This is a genomic window from Streptomyces sp. NPDC046303 (genome assembly GCF_055588085.1).
This window is the reverse complement of sequence record NZ_JBVJFA010000048.1, coordinates 19,422-41,919: the sequence shown is the minus strand read 5'-3', so window position 1 is coordinate 41,919 and position 22,498 is coordinate 19,422. Positions and strand designations below refer to the sequence as shown.

The window sequence follows — 22,498 nt, the reverse complement described above, 5'->3', positions numbered from 1 at the left end:
CCCCCCCCCCCCCCCCCCCCCCCCCCCCCCCCCCCCCCCCCCCCCCCCCCCACCCTCCCCCCCCCCCCCCCCCCCCCCCCCCCCCCCTTCCGCGTACCGGGGCCTCAGTCCCACTGCTCGTCGGCCAGCGAGGTGACCGGCTGCGGCTTGCCGATGACGGCCAGGGCGATGAAGAAGTTGATCTGGCCGATCGCGATGGTGAGGGTGGCCAGCGCCTTCTCGTCGTAGTGCTCGGCGACCTCGGCGTACAGCTCGTCGGTGACCCGCTCCTTGCCGTGCGGGGCGGGCTGCAGGGTGGCCTCCACCAGGGCGAGCGCGGCGCGCTCGGCGTCGTTGAAGCAGTGGGCGTCCTGCCAGGAGGAGACGGCGGTGATGCGCTCCTCGGTCTCGCCGAGCTTGCGCAGGAACGAGGTGTTCAGGATGGTCAGGTAGGTGTTGTGGACGATCTGCCCGGCGCGCAGGTGGACGAGGCTGATCGTCTTGCGCGGCACCGAGCGGTTGCCCGTCGCCCGGAAGAGGGCGGCACTGACGTCGCTCACCTCGGGGACGAACGCGGCCGGGTCGGGCATCCGCGAGATGGGGGTGTGGGCCGGGGTGGTGGTGTTCGTCATGGCTGCTGTGCTCCTTCAGATCGGCGTCTACACAGCACTGACGGAGGGGCGCGCACGAGTGTGACCGGATGCGGGATTTTTCTTTTCGAGGCGCCCGGGAACGAACGCCGAAGGGGCGGCGGGCGCGCGTGCGCCTGCCGCCCCTTCGGGGGACGTACCGGAAGTACCGGACGTACCTGATGTGCCTAGAGGAACGAGTTGATCTCGATCGTCTCGGTGCGGCCGGGGCCGACGCCGATCGCGGAGATCGGGGCGCCCGACATCTCTTCGAGGGCCTTGACGTACGCCTGGGCGTTCGCCGGAAGGTCCTCGAAGGTCTTGGCCTTGGTGATGTCCTCGGACCAGCCGGGGAGGTATTCGTAGATCGGCTTCGCGTGGTGGAAGTCCGACTGCGAGTACGGGAGCTCCTCGACGCGCTTGCCGTCGATCTCGTACGCGACGCACACCGGGATCTGCTCCCAGCCGGTCAGCACGTCCAGCTTGGTGAGGAAGAAGTCCGTCAGGCCGTTCACGCGGGTGGCGTAGCGCGCGATCGGCGCGTCGAACCAGCCGCAGCGGCGGTCGCGGCCGGTGGTCACGCCGCGCTCGCCGCCGATGCGGCGCAGGTCCTCGCCGTCCTGGTCGAACAGCTCGGTCGGGAACGGGCCGGCGCCGACGCGGGTCGTGTAGGCCTTCAGGATGCCGATGACGCGGCTGATCTTCGTCGGGCCGACACCGGTACCGGTGCAGGCACCGCCCGCGGTCGGGTTCGAGGAGGTGACGAAGGGGTACGTGCCGTGGTCGACGTCGAGCAGGGTGCCCTGGCCGCCCTCGAAGAGCACGACCTTGTCCTCGTCCAGCGCGTTGTTGAGGATCAGGGTGGTGTCGGCGACGTACGGCTTGATCTGCTCCGCGTACTGGAGCATCTCCTCCACGATCGCGGCGGCGTCGATCGCGCGGCGGTTGTAGAGCTTCGCGAGGAGCTGGTTCTTGCCCTCGAGGGCCGCTTCGACCTTCTGGGTGAGGATCGACTCGTCGTAGAGGTCCTGGACGCGGATGCCGATGCGGTTGATCTTGTCCGCGTACGTCGGGCCGATGCCGCGACCGGTCGTACCGATCTTGCGCTTGCCGAGGAACCGCTCGCCGACCTTGTCGAGGGTCACGTTGTACGGCGTGATCAGGTGCGCGTTGCCGCTGATGAGCAGCTTGGAGGTGTCGATGCCGCGCTCGTTCAGGCCGCGCAGCTCGGAGAGCAGGACGGCCGGGTCGACGACGACGCCGTTACCGATGACCGGGGTGCATCCGGGGGAGAGGATGCCGGAAGGGAGAAGGTGCAGCGCGTACTTCTGGTCGCCGACGACGACCGTGTGGCCGGCATTGTTGCCGCCCTGGTAGCGCACCACATAATCAACGGATCCACCGAGCAGGTCGGTGGCCTTTCCCTTGCCCTCGTCACCCCACTGAGCTCCGAGCAGCACAAGAGCGGGCACAGGCGTACACCTCTTCCGGATGGGGCATGTCCAAGGTCAGGGGGCGTACGACGATGTACACCGCAGGCTGAGCCGTCGGACCGGTACCCCGGAATAGACGAAGGCCCTGGCGCAATAGCGCAAGGGCCTCTTGCACAAAGATGCTACCCGAGGAAGGACCGAGGTGTCGGCTCCAGAGCCCACCATGAGCCACGCGGGCGCGCCGGTAGGCGCCCTGCTCGTGCTCGTCGACCCGGTCGCCCGCCGTCTTGACGGCGAGTCCGTGCGGATCGCGAAAGATGTGTTGTCAGCGGGCGCGGCGGCGAAAATCTGCCTCCCGGATTCGCAGGAGGAATTTGCGCGGGCGCTGGCCCGCCGGGGTCATCGGCGGCCGGTGATCGTGGGTGACGACCGGGCTCTGGTGCGTGCCGTGGGGCTTTTGCACCGCGAGCGGGGGCTGGCGGAGGGGGCCCTTTCGCTGGTGCCGGTGGGGCCCGCGGGGTCGCTGGGGCTGGCCGGGTCGCTGGGCGTGCCGCTGTCGGCCGTCGCGGCGGCGCGGGCGGTGCTGGAGGGGTCGGTACGGACGTGCGACCTGCTGGTGGACGACAGCGACGGGGTGGTCCTGCGCTCGCTGCGGATCCCGCCGCTGCGCCCTGCGGCGGCCGGGCCGCCCCCGGCGCTGCCCTCGGTGTGGAGCGCGTACCGCTCGCTGGTGCGGACGCTGGTCCGGCCGGTGGCCGGGGCGGGGAGCGGGGCCCGGCTGCGGCTGAGGGTGGAGGCGGACGGGGTGGTGCTCGCGGACGCGGACCGGCCGGTGGAGGAGCTCACGGTGACCACCGGGGAGGACGGGGGGCTCGCGGAGGTCGTGATCCGTACGGGAGGCGGCGGCGCGGGTTCGACGGTCTCGGCGCGCGCGAAGACGGTGTCCGTGTCGGGCACGGACTTCCGCTACCGGGCCGACGCGACGATGACCGGGCCGGTGCGGCGCCGCACCTGGACCCTGCACCCTTCCGCGTGGGCGCTCACCGTGCCCCGGTGAATGCCCCGTGAATGCCCCGGTGACTGCCCGGTGACCGCCCCCGTCACGAAGGCGATGCGCGACGCGCTCGCCGACTGGCGGCGGGACGGGCTGCTGCTGTGCCTGCTCCCGCTGTTCTGCTGGCCGGCGCTGGTGGCGGCGGTGCTCACCCGGCCGGTCGCCCTGGTGGTGCTGCTGAGCCCGGTGGTGTTCGGGGTGCGGGAGCTTCTCGCCGCCCGGTGGGCCGGCCGGGCCCTGCGGGACCCGGCCGCGCGCTGGACCTCGTACGAGGCCGTGGTGGTGCGGACGGGGTGGCTGCCGCCGGTGCTGCTCCTGGACCGGCGGGACCCGGGGGACGGGCGGCGGGGCGCGCTGACCCTGGGGCTGCTGGGCCGGCGGGTGCTGCCTCCGGGCGCGGGGGACGGGGCCGTACGGATCCTGCTGGTCGGGGATCCCGCGGCCGGGGGCGTCCTGTGGGCCCCGGCGGCCCGCCGGCTGGGCCGGGCGCGCCCGGCCCGGGCTCAGCCCAGGTCCAGGGTCTCCCGGTAGGCCCGCCAGCGGTCCAGCAGGCCGAGCAGCTCGCCCTGCATGAACTCGAAGAAGGCCGCCGTCTCGGCGACGCGCGCCCCGGCCGGGGTGTCCGCGCCGAGGCCGTCGGCGCCCTCGCGCAGGGTCTTCTCCCAGAGGGTCAGGACCTGGTCCCGGCGCGTGAAGGTCTCGTACCAGAGCTCGTTGTGCAGGACGTACCGGTCCCGCCGGGAGCCCGGTTCGCGCTCGCGGCTGACCATGTTGACCTGCGCCAGGTAGGACACGGCCCCCGACACGGCCGCCGGGCTGATCCGGAGCGCCTCGCCGAGCTCCGCCGAGGTCATCGCGGCCTCGTCGCTCGCCAGCAGCTGCGCGAAGACCCGCGCGGCCATCCGGGGCATCCCCGCCTCGGTCAGCTGCGCGGCGAACCGCTCCACGAAGCGGGAGACCGCTTCCGCGTCCCGTACCGCCGCCATTTCGCCCGCCCTCTCGTCCGACACCTTCTCAACTTTATGCGATTTCTTAGCTTCACAATTTTGTGAAGCTAGCGTACGTTCGGAAGCATGACGAAGGCAATCAGCGTCGCCGGACTCCACAAGGCGTTCGGCCGCACCCACGCACTGGACGGACTCGACCTCTCCGTCGCCACCGGCGAGGTACACGGCTTCCTCGGCCCCAACGGCGCCGGGAAGTCCACCACCATCCGGGTCCTGCTGGGCTTGCTGCGCGCCGACTCCGGCACCGCCGAACTCCTCGGCGGCGACCCGTGGGCCGACGCCGTGGCCCTGCACCGCCGCGTCGCCTACGTGCCCGGCGACGTCACCCTGTGGCGCAACCTCTCCGGCGGCGAGGTCATCGACCTCTACGGGCGGCTGCGCGGGGGCCTCGACCGGGCCCGCCGCGCCGAGCTGATCGAACGGTTCGAGCTGGACCCGACCAAGAAGGGGCGTACGTACTCCAAGGGCAACCGGCAGAAGGTCGCCCTGGTCGCCGCCTTCTCCTCGGACGCCGAGCTGCTCATCCTGGACGAACCCACCTCCGGCCTCGACCCGCTGATGGAGGAGGTCTTCCGGGCCTGCGTCGCCGAGGCCCGCGCCGCCGGGCGCACCGTCCTGCTCAGCTCGCACATCCTCGGCGAGGTCGAGGCCCTCTGCGACCAGGTCAGCATCATCCGCAAGGGCCGCACCGTCGAGACGGGCACCCTCGCCGACCTCCGCCACCTCACCCGTACGTCGATCAGCGCCGAGCTCGCCGGTCCGCCCAACGGCATCACCCACCTGCCGGGCGTGTACGACGTGCGCGTGCAGGGCCTGCGGGTCAGCCTCCAGGCCGACACCGACAAGCTGGACGCGGTACTGCGCGCCCTCACCGCCTCGGGCGTGCGGTCGCTGACCTCGACCCCGCCGACCCTCGAAGAGCTGTTCCTGCGCCACTACGAGGACGAGGGCGTAGGCGCGGTCGCGGAAGGTGCGTCGCGATGAAGGACCAACTCGCCGGGACGGGCGCCCTGCTGCGGCTGGCCCTGCGCCGCGACCGCGTGATGATGCCGGTCTGGATCGCGGTCGTTTCGCTGCTGGTACTGAGCATGCCCGCCGCCCTCGAATCCGTGTACGCGACGCCCGCCGAACGGGCCCGGCTCGTCGTCACGATGGGCGCCAACGGGTCCCTGCGCGCCCTGTACGGCCCGCTCTTCGGCGACTCGGTCGGCGCTCTGACCGCCTGGCGCAGCGGGGTCTTCGCCGGGCTGCTCGCCGGGGTCATGAGCCTGGTCATCGTGGTCCGGCACACCCGCGAGGAGGAGGAGACGGGGCGTCAGGAACTGCTGTCCGCCGCCATGGTGGGCCGCCGGGCCCCCATGACGGCCGCGCTGCTCGCCGCCCTCGTGGCGAACGGGCTCGTCGCCCTCCTCGTGACCGCCGGCCTCGCCGGGCGGGGCGCCGGCGGCGCGGCGGCCCTCGGGCTCGCCCTCGGCGCGACCGGGATGCTCTTCGCGGGGCTGGCGGGCATGGCCGCCCAGCTCACCGAGAGCGCACGGCTCGCGAAAGGACTCACCGGGGCGGTGCTCGGCGCGGCGTTCGTCCTGCGCGCCGCCGGCGACGCGGGCTCGCAGACCGGCTCCTCGGTGCTGACGTGGATCTCGCCGCTGGGATGGCTGGAGCACGTGCGGGCCTTCGCCGCCGAACGCTGGTGGGTGTTCGCCCTGTTCGCCGTGGCCGTCAGCGCGCAGGTGGCGGCGGCGTACGTACTGGCCGGGCGCCGCGACATCGGCATGAGCTTCCTGCCCGCCCGCCCCGGCCCCGCCGAGGGCCGGCTCGGCGGGGCCGGGGCGCTGGCCTGGCGGTTGCAGCGCGGCAGCCTGATCGGCTGGAGCCTGGGCTTCCTCGCCGCCGGTGTGGTCTTCGGCGGGATCACGGACGGGGCCACCGAGCTGGTCGGCGACAACGAGAAGACCCGCGAGATCATCGAGCGGATGGGCGGCCGGAGCGGGATCGCCGACGCGTTCCTCGCCACCATGACGGGGATGCTCGGCCTGGTCGCCGCCCTGTACATCGTCTCGGCGGTGCTGCGGCTGAGCGGTGAGGAGTCGGGGCAGCGCGCCGAACCGCTGCTCGCGAACGCGGTCGGCCGACTGCACTGGGCCGGCGGCCACCTTGCCGTGGCCTTCGGCGGCTCCGCGCTGATCCTGCTGCTCGGCGGGCTCGGACTGGGCGTCGGACACGGGCAGTCCGCAGAGGGCGTCGGTGCGGCGGTCGGCGCCACGCTCGCGCAGCTCCCGGCGGTCTGGGTGATCGGCGCCGTCGCCGCCCTGCTGTACGGGGCGCTCCCCGCGTACGCGGGGGCCGCCTGGGCGGTGGCCGGGGGAGCGCTGGCCCTCGGCTGGGTCGGGCCCGCGCTGGAACTCCCGGACGCCGTCATGAACCTCTCGCCCTTCGCCCACCTGCCGAAGCTGCCCGGGGCCGAGGCCCTGGCCTGGGCCCCGCTGCTGACCCTGACGGCGCTGGCGGCGGCCCTGACGGGGGCCGGCCTCGCGGCCCTGCACCGCCGCGACATGGCCTTCTAGGCCCTCCGCCTAGAAGGCCACGAGCAAGCGCTCCAATCCGCGGATGACGTACCCGTCCCGCCACTGCGGCTCCTCGACGAGCCGCAGGGGCGGGACTCCGTCTGCCAGCAGCGCCCCGAACGAGGCCTCCAGCTCCCGGCGCGCCAGCGGCGCCCCCAGGCAGTAGTGGATCCCCGCCCCGAACGCCAGATGCGGATTGTCAGCCCGTACGAGGTCCAGGGCGTCGGGGTCGGCGAACCGTGCGGGATCCCGGTTCGCGGACCCGAAGAGCAGCGCGACCTCGGCCCCGCGGGGGATCTCGGTGTCCCCGATCCGGATGTCGTCGAGGACCCAGCGCTCGAACATCTGGAGGGGAGTGTCGAAGCGCATGAGTTCATCCACAGCTGTGGACAACTTTTCGGGATTCGGATCCGCGCGCAGCGCGGCGAGCTGGCCGGGATGGCGGAACAGGGCCCACCAGCCGTTGACCGTGGTGTTGACGGTGGCCTCGTGCCCGGCGTTCAGCAGGAGTACGCAGGTGGAGATCATCTCCTGCTCGCTGAGCCTCCCCTCCTCGTCGTGAGCGGCGATCAGACCGGAGATCAGATCCTCCCCCGGGCGTGCCCGCCGCTCGGCGATCAGTGCGCGCAGGTACGCGCTGAACTCGACGCTCGCCCGCACCGCCCGCCGCGCCGTTTCCTCGTCGGGCCGCAGCTCGTACATCCCGCAGATGTCGGCCGACCAGGGCCGCAGCAGCCCCCGGTCCGCCTCGGGCACGCCCAGCAGCTCCGCGATCACCGCAACGGGCAGCGGCTCGGCGACCACGGTGAGCAGGTCCCCGCCCCCGTCCGCGAGGAGCTGTCCCACCAGTTCTCCGGCCATCCGCCGCACGGCGGGCACCAGCCGCTCCACCGTGCGCGGGGTGAAGGCCTTCGCGACCAGCCTGCGCACCCGCGCGTGCGCGGGATCCTCCAGGTCCAGCAGACCGTTCCCGTTGAGCACGTGAAACGGCTCGTGCTCCGGGGGCGGCGCCTCACGCCCGAACTCCTCGTGCGAGAACCGGTGCAGGTAGGTCCTCCCCAGCCGCCTGTCCCGCAGCAGCGCACTCACATCGGCGTAGTGCGGCACCAGCCACTGCCCGGTGGCCTCGCACCACACGGCCCGCCCCTGCTCCCGCACCTCCCGGTACGCCGGATACGGATCGGCGACGAACGCGGCATCCCACGGATCAAAGCCCATCTCCGCACCCTACGACGGAGTCACCAGCCGGGTCTCGTACGCGAACACCGCCGCCTGCGTACGGTCCCGCAGGCCCAGCTTCACCAGGATCCGGCTCACGTGGGTTTTGATCGTGGACTCGGCGACGATCAGCCGGCCGGCTATCTCCCCGTTGGACAGCCCCTGCGCGATGAGCACCAGCACCTCCTTCTCCCGCTCCGTCAACTCGCCCAGCCCCGCCGGATCCGCGACCTTCGGCGACTCGGCGAGCTTGGAGAACTCCGCGATCAGCCGCTTGGTCACCGACGGCGCCAACAGCGCCTCCCCGGCCGCCACCACCCGTACCCCGTCGGCCAGCTGACGCGCCGACGCGTCCTTGAGGAGGAACCCGGAAGCCCCGGCCCGCAGCGCCTGGTACACGTACTCGTCGAGGTCGAAGGTCGTCAGGACCAGCACCTTCGCGTCCGTGTCGGCCGCCACGATCTCCCGCGTCGCCTCCAGCCCGTTCATCCGCGGCATCCGGATGTCCATCAGCACCACGTCCGGCCGCAGCGCCGCCACCTGCGCGATGGCCTCACGGCCGTCGACGGCCTCACCGACGACCTCGATGCCCTCCATCGCGTTCAGCAGCACGGAGAACCCCTCGCGGACCATCATCTGGTCGTCGACGATCAGCACCCTGATCGTCATGCCGCCCCCGTCTCCTTCTGCACCGTCGCCACCGGCTTCGTCTCCGGCTCCGGACGGTTGCGCACCGGTATGAACACCGCCACCTCGTACCCGCCGGCCGCGGTGTCGCCGACCGTCATCTCCCCCTCCAGCATGGCCACCCGCTCCCGCATGCCGGTGATCCCGTGCCCGGCCCCCGGCGAGGGCCGCGCGTCGGCGGTCGCCGCCCCGTTGACGACGCGTATCCCCAGGCCGCCCAGGACGTACGAGACCTCCACGGAGGCCGTCGCCCCCGGCGCGTGCCGCAGGGTGTTGCTCAGGGCCTCCTGGATGATCCGGTACGCCGACAGCTCCACCCCTTGCGGCAGTTCCCGCACCGCACCCGTGACCGTCTTCTCCACACTCAGCCCCGCCTCGCGCACGTTGGCGAGCAGCCCGTCCAGCGAAGCCAGCGTCGGCTGCGGGGCGTCCGGAGCCTCGTAGTCCGCGGAGCGCACCACGCCCAGTACCCGCCGCAGCTCCGTCAGCGCCGCCACCGCGTTCTCCCGGATGGTGGCGAACGCCGCCTCCAGCTCCGGCGGCGGATTCTTCACCCGGTACGGCGCGGCCTCCGCCTGGATCGCCACCACCGACATGTGGTGGGCCACCACGTCGTGCAGCTCCCGCGCGATCGTGGTCCGCTCCTCCAGCAGCGTCCGCTTGTCCCGCTCGACGGCCGTGACTTCCTGCTGCGCGCTCACCTCCGCCTTGGCGGAGCGGCGTATCTGGACGCTGCTCGCGATCGCCAGCGCGAAGGCCGAGGTCACCGCCATCTGCGCCAGGCCGGTCCCGTACCCGTTGCCGAGGAGCACCGACATGGCGAAGCCGAGCGCGAGGGTGAGCGTCCACATCCAGGCCGCGATCCGGGGCCCGGTCCGCAGGGTGACGAGGACCATGACCACGAGGTGGGAGAGGAAGCTGCCCGGGCTCCAGGGCCAGTCCGCGCCCCCGCCGACCACGGCCAGCACCAGCGTCATGGCCACGGCCGCCCACCACGCGCCGATCGGCCGCACCAGCGTCATGAGCACCGGGACCGTGGCCACGAGCCCCGTGGCGAACCGGCCGGCTTCGCCGAGATAGCCCGACTGCGTGGTGCTCGTGAACACCAGGACGAAGAACGCCAGCGCCCCCACCGCCGCATACTGCCTCCACGGCGCATACCGGCGTATCGCCTCGGGAAGGCGCCGCACGAAACGCCCGGGTGTCTGCGCCAGCGGCAGGGGCCGATAGGCGAAGGCATCGGTGAAGAGGTCCTGGCGCAGGGTCTCGATCAACCCCGATGCCATCCTGATTTCAGGCGTCCGGGCTGTCCCCCCGGTGGTCGTCTCGGTCATACGCACCACCGTAGGTCCGTGCCTCCCTGGTCCGCGTCGCCAGCTGAGGGGATTTCCCCGGGTCCCCCTCAGGTACTACACGGGTGACATCAGTAGCCCGTCGGACGGACCAGGCCGGTCTCGTACGCGAACACCGCCGCCTGGGTGCGGTCCCGCAGGCCCAGCTTCACCAGGATCCGGCCCACGTGGGTCTTCACCGTCTGCTCGGCCACGGTCAGGTGGGCCGCGATCTCCGCATTCGACAGGCCCTGGGCCACGAGCGAGAGGACTTCGGTCTCCCGTTCCGTCAGTTCGTCGATCCGTGCCCGCGACGGCGCGCGCGGCGCTCCCAGCCGGGAGAACTCGGTGATCAGCCGCTTCGTGATGTTCGGCGAGAGCAGCGCCTCCCCGGCGGCCACCACCCGCACCGCCTCCGCGAGCTGGTCGGCCGACGCGTCCTTGAGGAGGAACCCGGAGGCCCCGGCCCGCAGCGCCTCGTACACGTACTCGTCGAGGTCGAAGGTGGTCAGCACGAGCACCTTCACGGTGGCGCCCGCGGCGCCGGTGATGACGGACGTCGCCTCGATCCCGCCCATCCCGGGCATGCGGATGTCCATCAGGACCACGTCCGGCCCCAGTTCACCGACCTTGGCCACGGCGTCGGCCCCGTCGACGGCCTGGCCGACCACCTCGATGTCGGGCTGGGCGTTGAGAAGCACGGTGAAGCCCTGCCGGACCATCATCTGGTCGTCGGCGATCATCACCTTGATCGGGGTGCTCATGAATCCCTCGTCGTCTCGGGTGCGGAACCGCCGGGCTCGTCCTGCGGATCCATCGGAAGTACCGCGGTCACCTCGTACCCCCCGCTGGGCAGGGGGCCGGCGGCCAGCTCGCCCCCCAGCATGCCCGCCCGCTCCCGCATGCCCAGCAGCCCGTGCCCCGCGCCCGGCGAGGGCGGGGCCGGCCGGGTCGGCGCGGTGTTGGCCACGCACAGGTGCAGGTCACGCGGCCCGTACGCGATGCCCACTTCCACCCGCGAACCGGGCGCATGGCGCAAACAGTTGCTCAGCGCCTCCTGCACGATCCGGTACGCGGTGAGCTCGACGCCGGGCGTCAGCGGCCGGCGTATCCCCGCGATCTCGGTGGTGACATCCAGTCCGGCGCCCCGCACGTTGTCCACGAGGCCTTCCAGCTCGGCGAGGGTGGGCTGCGGATGTTGCGGGGCCACCGGATCGTCGGGCTGCTCGGAGCGCAGCACGCCCAGCACCCGCCGCAGCTCGGTCAGGGCCTCCAGCGCGTTCTCCCGAATGCCCGCGAGGTTCTCCTTGAGCTCCTCCGACGGGTTCTCCACCAGGTGCGGGGCGACCTGGGCCTGGATGGAGATGACCGACATGTGGTGTGCGACGACGTCGTGCAGCTCGCGGGCGATGCGGCTGCGCTCCTCCAGCAGGGTGCGACGGGCGCGCTCCTCCGCGGTGAGGGACTCCTGCTCGACGAGCTTGCCGCGCGCCAGGCGCGTCGCGCGGAGCGCATAGCCGAGGACGCCGACGAAGCCGAAGAGGAGGGCGACACCCGGGAGCACCGTCTGACTGCCCGGCGGTCTGAAGGCGGTTTCGGCCAGCCCGGAGTAGAGGATCGAGACTCCGACGACCCCGATCGTCAGCCGGGGCGGCACGCGCAGGGCCACCAGCAGGATCAGCGGTGCGAACGTGAAGATCCCGGCAGGTGTCCACGGCCAGGACTGGCCCTGGCCGACGTTGCCGTAGATCGTCCACGCGACCATGGCCGCGGTGACGAGGCCGAGCCACCATCCGGCCAGGGGCCGGAACATCCCGAGAACGATGGAGGCACCGGTCAGGAGGGCCATCGCGACGACCGGACCGCCCGTGACCTTGTAGTGGTCCTCGAGCTGCGAGACCGTGAGGGCGCAGGAAGCCACGGCCGCGTAGCCGATGGCCACATGCGGCAGCCAGGCCAGCCAGCGCGGCCGCGACAGGCGGGGCAGCGGATCCCATTCCAGGGTGAACATCTCCCGCGCCAGGCCGCGCAGCGCGGGACGGCCGCCACGGCCTTCGCGGGCGTCGGGTACGGGGGGATCGCTCGGCTTGATCACGGGCTCCAGCCTAGGCATGGGTGATGTCCTTGAAGGGGGCCGCCGCCGGGTGGCGGGAGCCGGCCACGATGCGGGTGGGGCCCTCCCACCGCGCTGTCCCGGAACGCTCGTACGCGCGGAACGCCGCCCAGCACACCGTCAGGGCGACGGCGAACACGGGCAGCCACAGCAGCCGGGCCGGTATCCACAGCAGTGAGTCGGGCACGGTGTGCAGGCCGGGCAGGTCGCCCGGGGCCAGCAGTCCGAGGGCGGTGACGGCCATCATGGCGGTCTGGTGCCAGAGGAAGATCGTCATGGCGGAGAGGTTCACCAGGGCCACCGCCGCCCAGGCTCCCGGCAGCCGTCGCATGGCCCGGCCCAGCGGCTCGCGCAGCAGCAGGGCCAGCCCGCACTGGGCCAGTCCGAACGCGACCGCCGCGAGCGTCGGAGGGTTCAGGTTCGATACGGCGGCCCCGGGGACGCCGACCATCGACGCCGGGTATCCGCCCCACAGGATCAGCGCGCCGGTGGCGACGGCGCCCGCGGCGAGCAGCAGGAGCGCGGGCCCGCGGCGGACGAACGCCCCCCGGGACCAGGCGGCGCCCAGGGTGTAGGGGACGAGCCAGCCGGCGGCCACGTTGACCCAGCCGGCCCACTCGGGCCCGCCGAGCCCGAAGCGCCACAGGTCGACGGCCGCCACGACGGCCAGCGGCCACAACGGATGGAGCCGGGCCACGAGCGGGGTCGCGGCGGTCAGCGCGCCGAACACCAGCAGGAACCACAGCGGGGACAGCACCAGCTTGACCAGCGTCTGGACGGTGGCGACATCGACCCCGCCGATCAGCATGCCGCCCGCCGCGACCGCCCACAGGACCAGCACGGCGGTGACCGGACGCAGCAGCCGGCCCAGCCGTCCGCCGATCCAGGTGCGGTACGAGTCCCCCCGCTCCCGCGCCGAGGCGTAGCCGCGGGCGGCGACGTGGCCGCCGACGAGGAAGAAGACGGCCAGGGTCTGGAACACCCAGGACACCGGGGCCAGCCGGCCCGTGTACGCGAGCGGACTGGTGGTGCTCAGCCCGCCGTCGGCGGTGGTCAGGGCGGTGACCAGCCAGTGGCCGAGCACCACGCCGAGGATCGCGCAGGCCCGCAGCGCGTCCACGGCGCGGTCGCGGCCCGCCGGGGTGGCCGCGTCGATGCCCTCGGCCAGGACGGACCAGCGGGCGCGGAGCTCACGCACGGGAGGCCTCCGGGGCGGTCGGGGCGGCGCCCTCGGCGGTTGCGGTGCCGAGGACGATGGCGGCCAGGCTGTCCAGGGACTCGGTGCCGGGCTTGAGGTAGTCGCTGTGTCCGGCGGAACCGGCGGCGAACGCCCGGGCTCCGAAGGCGGGGTCCACGGGGTCGGTACCGAAGCCGATCGCGCCGAGCCGGGCGTGCGGGACATGGCCGATCCAGTCACCGCCGCCCCGCCCGGCCCAGACCCGGGCCCCCGTCGGCATGTCCCGGGCGGAGCCGGCCCCCGTGCCCGGGCTGCCGAACAGGACGATGTCGGTGACCGCGGGCCCGGTCCCGGTACGGGCGCAGACGACCGAGCCGTACGAGTGGCACAGCAGGGAGAGGCGCGCGCCGGGCGCCGCCATGTCCCGCAACCGGTCGAGGAAGGGCCCGAGTTCGGAGGCGGCCTCGTCGGCGCGGGCCGCGGTCAGGACGGTCGTGCTGACCGTGCCGGGGGTGTCGTACCCCAGCCAGGCGACCACGGCGGAGCGGGGATGCTCGGCGTGGAGGCGCTGCTGGAGGGAGACGGCCCCGGCACGGAACCTCTGGTAGGTGTCGAGCGTCGTGTCGGACCCGGGCACCAGGACGGTGACCCGGTCGGCGGTTTCCAGATCGCCGAACACCTCGACGGCCCGGCCGCGCCCGCGGCCGTCGAAGGCGAGGAACTGCGCGGCACCGGCCGCGTCCATGGCGTGCAGCTTCGCGGCCCGCCCGGTGCGTCCGGCGTCCGCCGCCATCCCGGCGGCCTCGGCGAGGTTCGCACGGTTGGCCGTGTACCGGTCGTGCAGCGCGGTGGATTCGGTGAACGCCGCGGCTATCGGCGCGGGGACCGTCGGGGAGGCGGCGGCGGACACCGGAACCACGACGGCCGCCGCGACGAGCGCGGCCAGCAGCGTGCGGTGCAGCCGGCCGGCCGTCAGGCCGCGACCACGCGCCGTGCGCGTCGCCGTGCCAGTCGCGGTGTCCGTCGCCGCGGCGCCCCCGGCGCTAGTCCCCGTCCCCGTCCCCGTTGCCATCGTCTCTTCCTTCGGTCCGGAAGAGCCGTCAGCGCCCTTCTCCGCTTCCGAAGTTAGAAATCGCGCCCCTTCACCCGCGTCCCGCTCCAGAGCCGTCTTCCTGCGTAGCTCTCAGGTATGACAGGGGTTACCTGAGAGGCAGGAACGGCGCGAAGTCGCCGCTCAGCAAGCTCGGTTAGGGTCGTAGGCTCGATGGATGATCGAAACCGACTGGCGGCACGACCGCATCGGCAGTGCTCACCGGGGGCAGAACCCGACCGTCCTGCGCCGCCTCGGCGCGGGCTTCGCCGTGATCGGGGACCGGCAGTTCCTGCCCGGGTACTGCGTCCTGCTGACCGACGATCCCGCCGTGACCCGCCTCTCGGACCTGCCGCGGGCGCGCAGGGCCGCGTACCTCACCGACATGGAGCGGCTCGCCGAGGCCGTCGAACGGGCCTGTCGCCGCCTCGACCCCGCGTTCCGCCGGGTGAACATCGAGATCCTGGGCAACACCGACCCGTACCTCCACGCCCACGTCTGGCCGCGCTACGACTGGGAGCCCGCCGACCTCGTCCGGATGCCCGTCTGGCTGTACGGGGAGGAGCACTGGCGCGACGAACGGCACGCGCTGGGCGACCGCCACGACGGGCTGCGGGCCGCGATCGGGGAGAAGCTCGACGCCCTCGGCGGGGCGTGAGGTCACGTCGCCAGGGGCTCCACGTAACCGGCGCGCCAGCGAGGTGCCGGGTCCTGGCCGGGGCTGGTCCAGTACTCCCGGGCGCCGACGATCTCGCCGTCCCGTACCGTCCAGAGGGAGACGGCCCGGTAGAGCACGTGGTCCTGGGGCATTTCCACCTCGGTGACGACGAGGTCCCCGTCGGCGAGGATGCGGAGCAGTTCCACGGACCTTTCGACGGTGTAGCCGTCGTCGCTGTTCACGGCGATGAAGTTGGCGCGGCCGACGATCCGTTCGCCGCTCACGGGCCATTCGATGACGGCGTCCTCGGCGATGAGGCCGGCCACGCCGTCCCAGTCGCGGGCCTCTATGCGCTGCCACAGGCGTGCCACTACGTCCATCGGCTCCATGGTCGGCAGTCTCCGACGGGGCCGGCAGGTGCAACAAGCGTCGCCCGCAGGCTTATTGACATCGACACATTCGCGCCGCGCCGGGGCGGGGGCTGGGGCTCAGGCCTCGGGGGGTGGTGTGGCCATCGCGTCCAGGGCGGCCGCCAGGCGGTCCAGGACGCGGACCGTTTCGGCGAAGGCGGCGTCGCCCAGTTCTTCCGCCAGGCGGGTGGCCAGGGCAGCGTGGCCCGGGGTGATGCGGGCGATCGCCGCGCGGCCCGCTTCCGTCGGGCGCAGGAGCTTGGCGCGGCGGTGTGCCGGGTTCGGGACGTACTCCGCCAGGCCCTTGGCGGCGAGCAGGTCGGCGATGCGCTGGACGCTCTGGCGCGTGATGCCCATGGCGCGGGCGATGCCCGCGACCGGGAGGGGTTCGCGGAGTACGGCGCCGAGCACCTGCCACCAGGCCGCGGTCAGGCCGGCCGGGCGGGCCAGCTCCTCCGACACCGCGAGGAACTGGCCGTTGAGCCGGAACACTCCGAGCGCGGTCCGGCTCAGGAGGTCCTGCCGGGCCCGGAGCGGCAGAGCCTCCGGTTCCGCCGCCGCCCCCGACCCAGCCCCCGACCCAGCCTCCGACCCCGCCACAGATCCCGTCCCCGTCCCCTGCTCACGCATCGCCCGCCTCCGCCGCCGCCATCAGCACCGGGTACGCGCTCGCGTCCGAGTCGTGGAACAGCCGGTACCACGCGTCCAGTACGTCCGGCTTGTACACGTCCAGCCGGGCGAACACCTCGCGGGCGAACGCCACCGGTTCCGTCGGCCCCGCCGTGATCAGGTCGCCGTCCGTCACCGCGTCGGCCTCGACGTACCGCTCGGCGCCCCCGTAGCCCGGCTGCTCCGCCAGGTAGAAGGAGGCCGCGCTGGTGTGTGCGTACCCGTCCAGCAGGCCCTCCCGGGCGAGGCCGGCCGTGGCTCCGCAGATCGCCGCGACCGGCACGCCCGCGGCCAGGAACTCCCTGGCCTTCGCGGCGAACGGCGCCAGCTCCTCGCCGGTGTCCCACAGGGAGGCGCCGGTGAGGATCAGCAGGGAGGAGTCCTGCGGCCGCAGGTCGGCCAGGGCCAGGTCGGGCTGGATGCGGACGCCGCCCATGGTGGTGACGGGCCGCTCGGCGGCCAGGCCAACGGTGCGGACCTGGTGGCCGCGCTGGGTCAGGTGGGCGGTGGTGTGGCCGGATTCCCAGTCCGCGTACGTGTCGTAGACGGCGAGGTGGACGGGCTTGCGCGGGGTCTCGTTCATCGTGATCGCCTCCGGCGTCGACGTACTACTCCACGAACCTGCTTATGGCAGCATACTGTCATGTCGGCAGAATGCTGTCAATGCTGTCAATGCAGCCAAGTTGCTCCATGGCGCAACGCAATGCCCCGCAAGGGCGGGCCGGTGGCCGACAGACTGCCGAGACCGGCCGCCCACCCCCATACAATCCGCCGATATCCGTCCCCACCTGCGCACTTCTAGCGTGACGCCATGACCCCTCATGTCACCTCGCACACCCTCGCCGCAGTGAAGGACGCCGACCGGAAGCATGTCTTCCACTCCTGGTCCGCCCAGGCCCTGATCGACCCGCTCGCCGTGGCCGGCGCCGAGGGGTCGTACTTCTGGGACTACGACGGCAACCGCTTCCTCGACTTCTCCTCCCAGCTGGTCAACACCAACATCGGCCACCAGCACCCCAAGGTCGTCGCCGCGGTGCAGGAGCAGGCCGCCCGGCTCTGCACCCTGGCGCCCGGGTTCGCCGTCGACGTCCGCTCCGAGGCCGCACGCCTCATCGCCGAGCGGACCCCCGGCGACCTCGACAAGATCTTCTTCACCAACGGCGGCGCCGAGGCGGTCGAGAACGCCGTCCGCATGGCGCGGCTGCACACCGGCCGGGCGAAGGTGCTGTCCACCTACCGCTCGTACCACGGCGCCACCGCCGCCGCGATCAACCTCACCGGCGACCCGCGCCGCTGGCCGTCCGACACGGCCGCCGCCGGTGTCGTGCACTTCTGGGGCCCGTACCTCTACCGCTCCGCCTTCCACGCCGCCACCGAGGCCGAGGAGTGCGAGCGCGCCCTCGCGCACCTCGCCGACACGATCGCCTTCGAAGGGCCGCAGACCATCGCGGCGATCATCCTGGAGAGCGTGCCCGGCACCGCCGGGATCATGACCCCGCCGGCCGGCTACCTCGCGGGCGTGCGCGAGCTCTGCGACCGCCACGGCATCGTCTTCATCCTGGACGAGGTCATGTCCGGGTTCGGCCGTACCGGCAGGTGGTTCGCCGCCGACCACTGGGACGTCACCCCCGACCTGATCACCTTCGCCAAGGGCGTGAACAGCGGGTACGTGCCGCTCGGCGGCGTCGCCATCTCCGCCGCCATCGCCGAGACCTTCGCCACCCGCCCCTACCCGGGCGGACTCACGTACTCCGGTCACCCGCTGGCCTGCGCGGCCGCCGTCGCCACGATCAACGCGATGGAGGAGGAGGGCATCGTCGAGCACGCCGCCCACCTCGGCACGCACGTGATCGGCCCGGCCCTCGCCGAGATCGCCGAGCGCCACCCCTCCGTCGGCGAGGTCCGCGGGATGGGCACCTTCTGGGCCCTGGAACTCGTACGGGACAAGGAGACGCGCGAGCCCCTCGTCCCGTACAACGCCTCCGGCGCCGCCAACGCGCCGATGGCCGAATTCGCGGCGGCCTGCAAGGCCTCCGGGCTGTGGCCCTTCGTGAACATGAACCGCACCCACGTCGTCCCCCCGTGCACCATCTCGGAGGCGGAGGCCAAGGAGGGGCTGGCCCTGCTGGACGAGGCGCTGACGGTCGCCGACCGCCACACCACGTCCGGATAGCGGACGGCACATTCGTATACCGATCTACAACCGCTCTATTTCGGCCTCGCTGCCTGGCCTAAGGTGTCCGGAGTTCACCTAAGGAGACGGACCCCTATGCCAGGCAGCGGCGCTGTCACCCGCAACACACTTCGCCAGCAGATCGCGGACGCGCTGCGTGACGAGGTGCTCGCGGGACGCCTGCCGCCCGGGACCGAGTTCACCGTCAAGCAGATCGCCGAGCAGTACGAGGTCTCCGCGACCCCCGTCCGCGAGGCGCTGGTGGACCTCTCGGCGCAGGGCCTGCTCGAACTGGTCCAGCACCGCGGCTTCCGGGTGCGGATCTTCTCCGTGGACGACTTCCGGGGCATGATCGAGGCCCGCTCGCTGGTCGTGGACGGGATCTTCCGCAGGCTCGCCGAGCACGGCACCGCGGTCGGCTCCGGCGAGCGGCTGGTGTCCGTGCGGCGCCGGGCCGAGGAGGCGCGGCGGGCCGCACGGAGCGGTTCGCTCGAAGTGCTGATCGGCTACGACCTGCGCTTCTGGCGGGAGCTCAGCGAGCTGGTCGGCAACACCTACATCTCCGATTTCCTGCACCGCATCCGGGTGCAGTGCTGGGTCTTCGCCGTACCCCACCTCCAGCGCGATCCGCACCGGCTGCGGGCGGCGCTGTGGGACGGGCACGGAGACCTGGTGGACGCGGTGACCCTCGCCGACGCGGACGCGGTACGGCGCATCGTGCACGAGTACAACCAGCACGGCCTGGACTGGGCCGCCGGGCTCTAGGGCCGCTGGCGCGTACGGGTTCTGCGCACCCCTTCGCGGAGCGTGTCCGGCGCACTACGCTGGCCGGATCGGCGGCAACGACTGATCGGAGGCCGAGTGGCCTGTGACCTGTGGCTGGTCCCCCTTGTCGACGTGCTGTGCCACAGCCCCGACAACCCCTTCGCGGAAGAGATCGCCGCGTACGACAAGGCGCTCGGCGAGGCCGGGCTGCCGTCCGTGCCCGTGTTCGCCTACATGCCGGGCCTGAGCGGGGACGTGGCCCCCGTCGCCGGCTTCGACTACGACGCCCTGCACTTCCTGCGCCGGGCGTACCTGCTGCAGATCTGCGGGCTGCCGGTGACACCCGTGGACGAGCTCGGCGGGGACTACGAGCAGCTGCTGGAGATGTTCGAGCCGACCGCGCAGCAGTCGCACCTGGTGTGGCACTACGACCATGCCGGGGCGTACGTGCCGGTGGACTTCGCCGCTCCACTGGCGAACGAGGAGCTGCTGGCCGGCGGGGGGCCGCTGGGGTCCGCGCAGGGGTTGCTGCGGGAGCTCACGGTCGTGGCCCCGGCCATCGGGATAGACCCGGGGAATCCGCCCGCCGCGCCGGCGCCGCCGGGACGGCCGACCTCGCTGGAGGAGCCGGCGGGGCCGATTCCGTACGACGACAGTCCGTTCGCGCGGGAGCGGCACGTGTGGCTGGGGCTGCACGCGGCGGCCACGCGGAGCCTGGGGCAGGGATCGATGATCATCTTCAGCTGAGGCGGACCTGCCGAGGGGGCGGGGGCGCAGGTGCGCAGAGCCTGCCCCCCGCCCCGCTTCAGCGGGGCTGTTCCGGGGGCCGCTGGCGGGGCATGTTCGGGCGGGTCCCCGGCGGGAGGGGGAAGCGGGCCGGGGGGACGTACGCGTCCGAGCGGGCTCCGCTGGCGCCCAGGGACTGCATGACCAGCGGGGCGGGGCCGGAGCTGAATTCCACCATCCACTCCGCCGTCTCCGAGCGCACCAGCTCCGTCACGTCCTCCGAGAACCGCCGCAGCACCGTCAGGCACCGCTCGGCGGCCTCGCTGGCCGTGCCCTCCGTCGGCCCGAGCACCTCCCGCACGTTCTCCGAAGCCCAGTCGAACTGCAGGGTCTGCAGGCGGCGCTGCACCGCCTGGGCCGTGGCCACGTCCCGCATCCAGCCCGAGGTCAGGCCGAAGAACCGGTCGCAGCCCAGGCAGGACGCCGCCAGCAGCAGGGACAGGAACCCGTACGCCGACACACCCGGCGCCGAGCCCGTCAGCTCCAGCAGCGGCAGCGCGGCGCCCGTGACGGCGCCCAGGGCGGCCCCGACGCGCAGCACGCGCGCCCCCCGGCGCTTCCAGGCCCGGTCGGACAGGTACCACTCGGCGGTGCGCAGCGCATCGGCCTCGACGCGGCGGTAGAGCTCGTCGAGCCGCTCGGCGGGCTCGCCCCAGTCTCCGAGGGGGAACGGCCGCCCGGTCAGATCGCCCGCCGCCATGGGTCCGCTGCCCTCCTCCCGGGGATCCCGGGGATCCCGGGGTGGCCCCTCGGGCTGCATCTCCGGCTGGCTCACCCGGCACTCCCTCTGCCTGCGCTGACGTGTGGTGGTGCGCGTGTGCGCAATGATGCGCATGCTCTTCCTACCTTCGAATGGGGCGCGATGGGCAACGAATCCCGGGATTTCCGCTCACAAGGAGGTCTCCATCAGGTACGCGCATGTCCTGTCTCTCACTCGAAAGAGTTGGTCCTCACGGCGTAGGGCGCAGCGCCCGGGGAGCACGTAGGCTCGGATTGACCAAGCGTCCCGAACGGTACGGAGTGAGTGACCTGTGATTCCCGGTAGTGGCCAGCCCAACATGCAGCAGCTGCTCCAGCAGGCCCAGAAGATGCAGCAGGACCTCGCCGCGGCTCAGGAAGAGCTGGCCAGGACCGAGGTCGAGGGCCAGGCCGGCGGCGGTCTCGTCAAGGCGACGGTCACCGGTTCCGGTGAGCTGCGCGCGCTGGTGATCGACCCGAAGGCCGTGGACCCCGAGGACACGGAGACGCTCGCCGACCTGGTGGTCGCGGCCGTCCAGGCGGCCAACGAGAACGCCCAGGCGCTCCAGCAGCAGAAGCTGGGCCCGCTGGCCCAGGGGCTGGGCGGCGGCAGCGGCATTCCCGGCCTCCCCTTCTAGCACTCCCGCCCCACCCGAACGAAAGAAGGCAGTCCGTTGTACGAAGGCGTGGTCCAGGACCTGATCGACGAACTGGGCAGGCTGCCCGGCGTCGGGCCCAAGAGCGCGCAGCGGATCGCCTTCCACATCCTGCAGGCCGAGCCCACCGACGTCCGCCGCCTCGCGCACGCGCTGCTGGAGGTCAAGGACAAGGTCCGGTTCTGCGCGGTGTGCGGGAACGTGGCGCAGGAGGAGCGGTGCAACATCTGCCGTGACCCGCGCCGCGACATGTCGGTCATCTGTGTCGTCGAGGAGTCGAAGGACGTCGTCGCGATCGAGCGGACCCGCGAGTTCCGGGGCCGGTACCACGTGCTCGGCGGGGCCATCAGCCCGATCGAGGGCGTCGGCCCGGACGACCTGCGCATCCGCGAGCTGCTGGCGCGCCTCGCGGACGGCGAGGTGACCGAGCTGATCCTGGCCACCGACCCGAACCTGGAGGGCGAGGCGACCGCCACCTACCTCGCCCGCATGATCAAGCCCATGGGCCTGAAGGTCACCCGCCTGGCCAGCGGGCTCCCCGTCGGGGGAGATCTGGAGTACGCGGACGAGGTCACGCTCGGGCGGGCCTTTGAAGGAAGGCGACTTCTCGATGTCTGACGCAACGCTGCACGCCATCGGCCAGGATCCGGACGATTTCGCCGCCTCGATCGCGGACCAGATCGAGTCGTTCCTCGTCGCGGTCACCGAGGTGGCCAAGGGCGAGGACCCGGACAGCGCCGTGCCCTTCCTCCTCCTGGAGGTGTCGCAGCTGCTGCTGGCGGGCGGCCGGCTGGGCGCGTACCAGGACGTGCTGCCCGAGGAGCGCTACGAGCCCGACCTGGGGCCGGAGCCGGATGTGGACGACCTGCGCGAGCGTTTCGCGATCATGCTCGAGCCGGTCGACGTCTACTCCGAGGTCTTCGACCCGTACGAGCCCCGCAAGGCGCCGGTCCCGCACCGGATCTCCGACGACCTGGCCGACGTCGTCGCCGACCTGCGGCACGGGCTCATCCACCACCAGGCCGGCCGGATCACCGAGGCGCTGTGGTGGTGGCAGTTCTCGTACTTCACCAACTGGGGCCCGACGGCCTCGGCCACCCTGCGCGCGCTCCAGTCGCTGATCGCGCACGTACGCCTGGACCAGCCCCTCGCCGCCCTGGACGGCCTGGACACGGACGAGGACGTGACGGAGGACGACCTCGCCGAGCAGGCCGGCGAGGTCATGGCCCAGGAGCTCGGCCGCCTCGGCCGTAAATGATCACCCGGAAACCGGGCACCCGGGAGAGGAACGCCCGGGAAATGACCGCCCGGCCGGGGCAACCCGTCCTTTGATCTTCACATCTCATGATGTGGTACGAAGC

General features: G+C 72.5%; 25 protein-coding genes. 11 read left to right on the top strand and 14 right to left on the bottom strand.

Annotated elements, in window-relative coordinates; genetic code table 11:
• Nucleotides 1–104 precede the first annotated feature (104 nt).
• Nucleotides 105–611: a carboxymuconolactone decarboxylase family protein gene (locus tag ACZ6I1_RS32080; RefSeq protein WP_469292411.1), complete on the bottom strand. Its 507-nt coding sequence runs from the start codon at nt 609–611 to the stop codon at nt 105–107.
• 185 nt (nt 612–796) lie between these two features.
• Nucleotides 797–2,080 (bottom strand): adenylosuccinate synthase, encoded by a 1,284-nt coding sequence (locus ACZ6I1_RS32075; RefSeq protein WP_362588411.1) that lies wholly within the window; start codon nt 2,078–2,080, stop codon nt 797–799.
• A gap of 163 nt (nt 2,081–2,243) precedes the next feature.
• Between ACZ6I1_RS32075 and ACZ6I1_RS32070 the strand changes: the two genes are divergently transcribed.
• Both ACZ6I1_RS32070 and ACZ6I1_RS32065 read left to right on the top strand, forming a co-directional pair.
• Nucleotides 2,244–3,098, top strand: coding sequence for a diacylglycerol kinase family protein (locus tag ACZ6I1_RS32070; RefSeq protein WP_469292410.1), 855 nt, complete (start codon nt 2,244–2,246; stop codon nt 3,096–3,098).
• Between the two features lie 30 nt (nt 3,099–3,128).
• Nucleotides 3,129–3,626 (top strand): hypothetical protein, encoded by a 498-nt coding sequence (locus tag ACZ6I1_RS32065; protein ID WP_469292409.1) that lies wholly within the window; start codon nt 3,129–3,131, stop codon nt 3,624–3,626.
• On the opposite strand, the gene ACZ6I1_RS32060 is transcribed toward ACZ6I1_RS32065, so the two are convergent.
• On the bottom strand, nt 3,599–4,081 hold the full coding sequence (locus ACZ6I1_RS32060; protein WP_469292416.1) for a GbsR/MarR family transcriptional regulator: 483 nt from the start codon (nt 4,079–4,081) through the stop codon (nt 3,599–3,601). The genes ACZ6I1_RS32065 and ACZ6I1_RS32060 overlap by 28 nt on opposite strands.
• 87 nt (nt 4,082–4,168) lie before the next feature.
• On the opposite strand from ACZ6I1_RS32060, the gene ACZ6I1_RS32055 reads away from it, so the two are divergent.
• Nucleotides 4,169–5,086 carry an ABC transporter ATP-binding protein gene (locus tag ACZ6I1_RS32055; protein ID WP_469292408.1) on the top strand — a complete coding sequence of 306 codons (918 nt, stop codon included), beginning with the start codon at nt 4,169–4,171 and terminating at the stop codon, nt 5,084–5,086.
• Nucleotides 5,083–6,666, top strand: a complete 1,584-nt coding sequence (locus ACZ6I1_RS32050; protein ID WP_469292407.1) for an ABC transporter permease — start codon at nt 5,083–5,085, stop codon at nt 6,664–6,666. The genes ACZ6I1_RS32055 and ACZ6I1_RS32050 overlap by 4 nt, the downstream gene beginning before the upstream one ends.
• Nucleotides 6,667–6,675: 9 nt before the next feature.
• On the opposite strand, the gene ACZ6I1_RS32045 is transcribed toward ACZ6I1_RS32050, so the two are convergent.
• The 7 genes from ACZ6I1_RS32045 to ACZ6I1_RS32015 all read right to left on the bottom strand — a co-directional run bounded on the left by ACZ6I1_RS32045 (nt 6,676) and on the right by ACZ6I1_RS32015 (nt 14,264).
• Nucleotides 6,676–7,884 (bottom strand): cytochrome P450, encoded by a 1,209-nt coding sequence (locus ACZ6I1_RS32045; RefSeq protein ID WP_469292406.1) that lies wholly within the window; start codon nt 7,882–7,884, stop codon nt 6,676–6,678.
• 9 nt (nt 7,885–7,893) lie between these two features.
• Nucleotides 7,894–8,553: a response regulator gene (locus ACZ6I1_RS32040; protein WP_469292405.1), complete on the bottom strand. Its 660-nt coding sequence runs from the start codon at nt 8,551–8,553 to the stop codon at nt 7,894–7,896.
• The gene (locus ACZ6I1_RS32035) at nt 8,550–9,845 is read right to left on the bottom strand and encodes a sensor histidine kinase (protein ID WP_469292404.1); all 1,296 of its coding nucleotides are present in this window, start codon (nt 9,843–9,845) and stop codon (nt 8,550–8,552) included. Before ACZ6I1_RS32035 ends, ACZ6I1_RS32040 begins: the two co-directional genes overlap by 4 nt.
• 149 nt (nt 9,846–9,994) lie before the next feature.
• Nucleotides 9,995–10,666, bottom strand: a complete 672-nt coding sequence (locus ACZ6I1_RS32030) for a response regulator (protein ID WP_215143277.1) — start codon at nt 10,664–10,666, stop codon at nt 9,995–9,997.
• Nucleotides 10,663–12,015 (bottom strand): sensor histidine kinase, encoded by a 1,353-nt coding sequence (locus ACZ6I1_RS32025; RefSeq protein WP_469292403.1) that lies wholly within the window; start codon nt 12,013–12,015, stop codon nt 10,663–10,665. Before ACZ6I1_RS32025 ends, ACZ6I1_RS32030 begins: the two co-directional genes overlap by 4 nt.
• Complete coding sequence (locus tag ACZ6I1_RS32020) at nt 12,008–13,213, bottom strand: acyltransferase family protein (protein ID WP_469292402.1); 1,206 nt, start codon at nt 13,211–13,213, stop codon at nt 12,008–12,010. The genes ACZ6I1_RS32025 and ACZ6I1_RS32020 overlap by 8 nt, the downstream gene beginning before the upstream one ends.
• The gene (locus tag ACZ6I1_RS32015; RefSeq protein ID WP_469292401.1) at nt 13,206–14,264 is read right to left on the bottom strand and encodes an alpha/beta hydrolase; all 1,059 of its coding nucleotides are present in this window, start codon (nt 14,262–14,264) and stop codon (nt 13,206–13,208) included. The genes ACZ6I1_RS32020 and ACZ6I1_RS32015 overlap by 8 nt, the downstream gene beginning before the upstream one ends.
• Nucleotides 14,265–14,463: 199 nt before the next feature.
• On the opposite strand from ACZ6I1_RS32015, the gene ACZ6I1_RS32010 reads away from it, so the two are divergent.
• A complete protein-coding gene (locus tag ACZ6I1_RS32010) occupies nt 14,464–14,940 on the top strand; it encodes an HIT family protein (protein ID WP_469292415.1) in 477 nt (158 codons plus the stop codon).
• Nucleotides 14,941–14,942: 2 nt separating this feature from the next.
• Here ACZ6I1_RS32010 and ACZ6I1_RS32005 read toward each other — a convergent pair whose 3' ends face one another.
• From ACZ6I1_RS32005 to ACZ6I1_RS31995, 3 genes are all read right to left on the bottom strand, one after another.
• On the bottom strand, nt 14,943–15,320 hold the full coding sequence (locus tag ACZ6I1_RS32005) for a nuclear transport factor 2 family protein (protein ID WP_469292400.1): 378 nt from the start codon (nt 15,318–15,320) through the stop codon (nt 14,943–14,945).
• 108 nt (nt 15,321–15,428) lie between these two features.
• Nucleotides 15,429–15,842 (bottom strand): MarR family winged helix-turn-helix transcriptional regulator, encoded by a 414-nt coding sequence (locus ACZ6I1_RS32000; RefSeq protein ID WP_469292399.1) that lies wholly within the window; start codon nt 15,840–15,842, stop codon nt 15,429–15,431.
• A 130-nt stretch (nt 15,843–15,972) separates the two neighbouring features.
• Complete coding sequence (locus ACZ6I1_RS31995; protein WP_469292398.1) at nt 15,973–16,602, bottom strand: DJ-1/PfpI family protein; 630 nt, start codon at nt 16,600–16,602, stop codon at nt 15,973–15,975.
• A 228-nt stretch (nt 16,603–16,830) separates the two neighbouring features.
• On the opposite strand from ACZ6I1_RS31995, the gene ACZ6I1_RS31990 reads away from it, so the two are divergent.
• The 3 genes from ACZ6I1_RS31990 (at nt 16,831) to ACZ6I1_RS31980 (ending at nt 19,704) form a co-directional block, all read left to right on the top strand.
• Nucleotides 16,831–18,192 carry an aminotransferase class III-fold pyridoxal phosphate-dependent enzyme gene (locus ACZ6I1_RS31990; protein ID WP_469292397.1) on the top strand — a complete coding sequence of 454 codons (1,362 nt, stop codon included), beginning with the start codon at nt 16,831–16,833 and terminating at the stop codon, nt 18,190–18,192.
• Nucleotides 18,193–18,288: 96 nt separating this feature from the next.
• Entirely contained in the window at nt 18,289–18,957 is a 669-nt protein-coding gene (locus ACZ6I1_RS31985; protein ID WP_469292396.1) for a GntR family transcriptional regulator, read from the top strand.
• Nucleotides 18,958–19,053: 96 nt separating this feature from the next.
• Nucleotides 19,054–19,704: a hypothetical protein gene (locus ACZ6I1_RS31980; RefSeq protein ID WP_469292395.1), complete on the top strand. Its 651-nt coding sequence runs from the start codon at nt 19,054–19,056 to the stop codon at nt 19,702–19,704.
• Between the two features lie 58 nt (nt 19,705–19,762).
• Here the strand turns inward: ACZ6I1_RS31980 and ACZ6I1_RS31975 are convergent, their stop codons facing one another.
• A complete protein-coding gene (locus tag ACZ6I1_RS31975; RefSeq protein ID WP_469292394.1) occupies nt 19,763–20,518 on the bottom strand; it encodes an SLATT domain-containing protein in 756 nt (251 codons plus the stop codon).
• A gap of 256 nt (nt 20,519–20,774) precedes the next feature.
• On the opposite strand from ACZ6I1_RS31975, the gene ACZ6I1_RS31970 reads away from it, so the two are divergent.
• Genes ACZ6I1_RS31970 through ACZ6I1_RS31960 form a run of 3 tightly spaced genes read left to right on the top strand, consistent with a single transcriptional unit; the run spans nt 20,775 to nt 22,395 of the window.
• On the top strand, nt 20,775–21,119 hold the full coding sequence (locus tag ACZ6I1_RS31970; RefSeq protein WP_469292393.1) for a YbaB/EbfC family nucleoid-associated protein: 345 nt from the start codon (nt 20,775–20,777) through the stop codon (nt 21,117–21,119).
• 36 nt (nt 21,120–21,155) lie between these two features.
• On the top strand, nt 21,156–21,755 hold the full coding sequence (recR, locus tag ACZ6I1_RS31965) for a recombination mediator RecR (protein ID WP_469292392.1): 600 nt from the start codon (nt 21,156–21,158) through the stop codon (nt 21,753–21,755).
• The gene (locus tag ACZ6I1_RS31960; RefSeq protein WP_469292391.1) at nt 21,748–22,395 is read left to right on the top strand and encodes a DUF5063 domain-containing protein; all 648 of its coding nucleotides are present in this window, start codon (nt 21,748–21,750) and stop codon (nt 22,393–22,395) included. Before recR ends, ACZ6I1_RS31960 begins: the two co-directional genes overlap by 8 nt.
• The last annotated feature ends 103 nt before the right edge of the window (nt 22,396–22,498 follow it).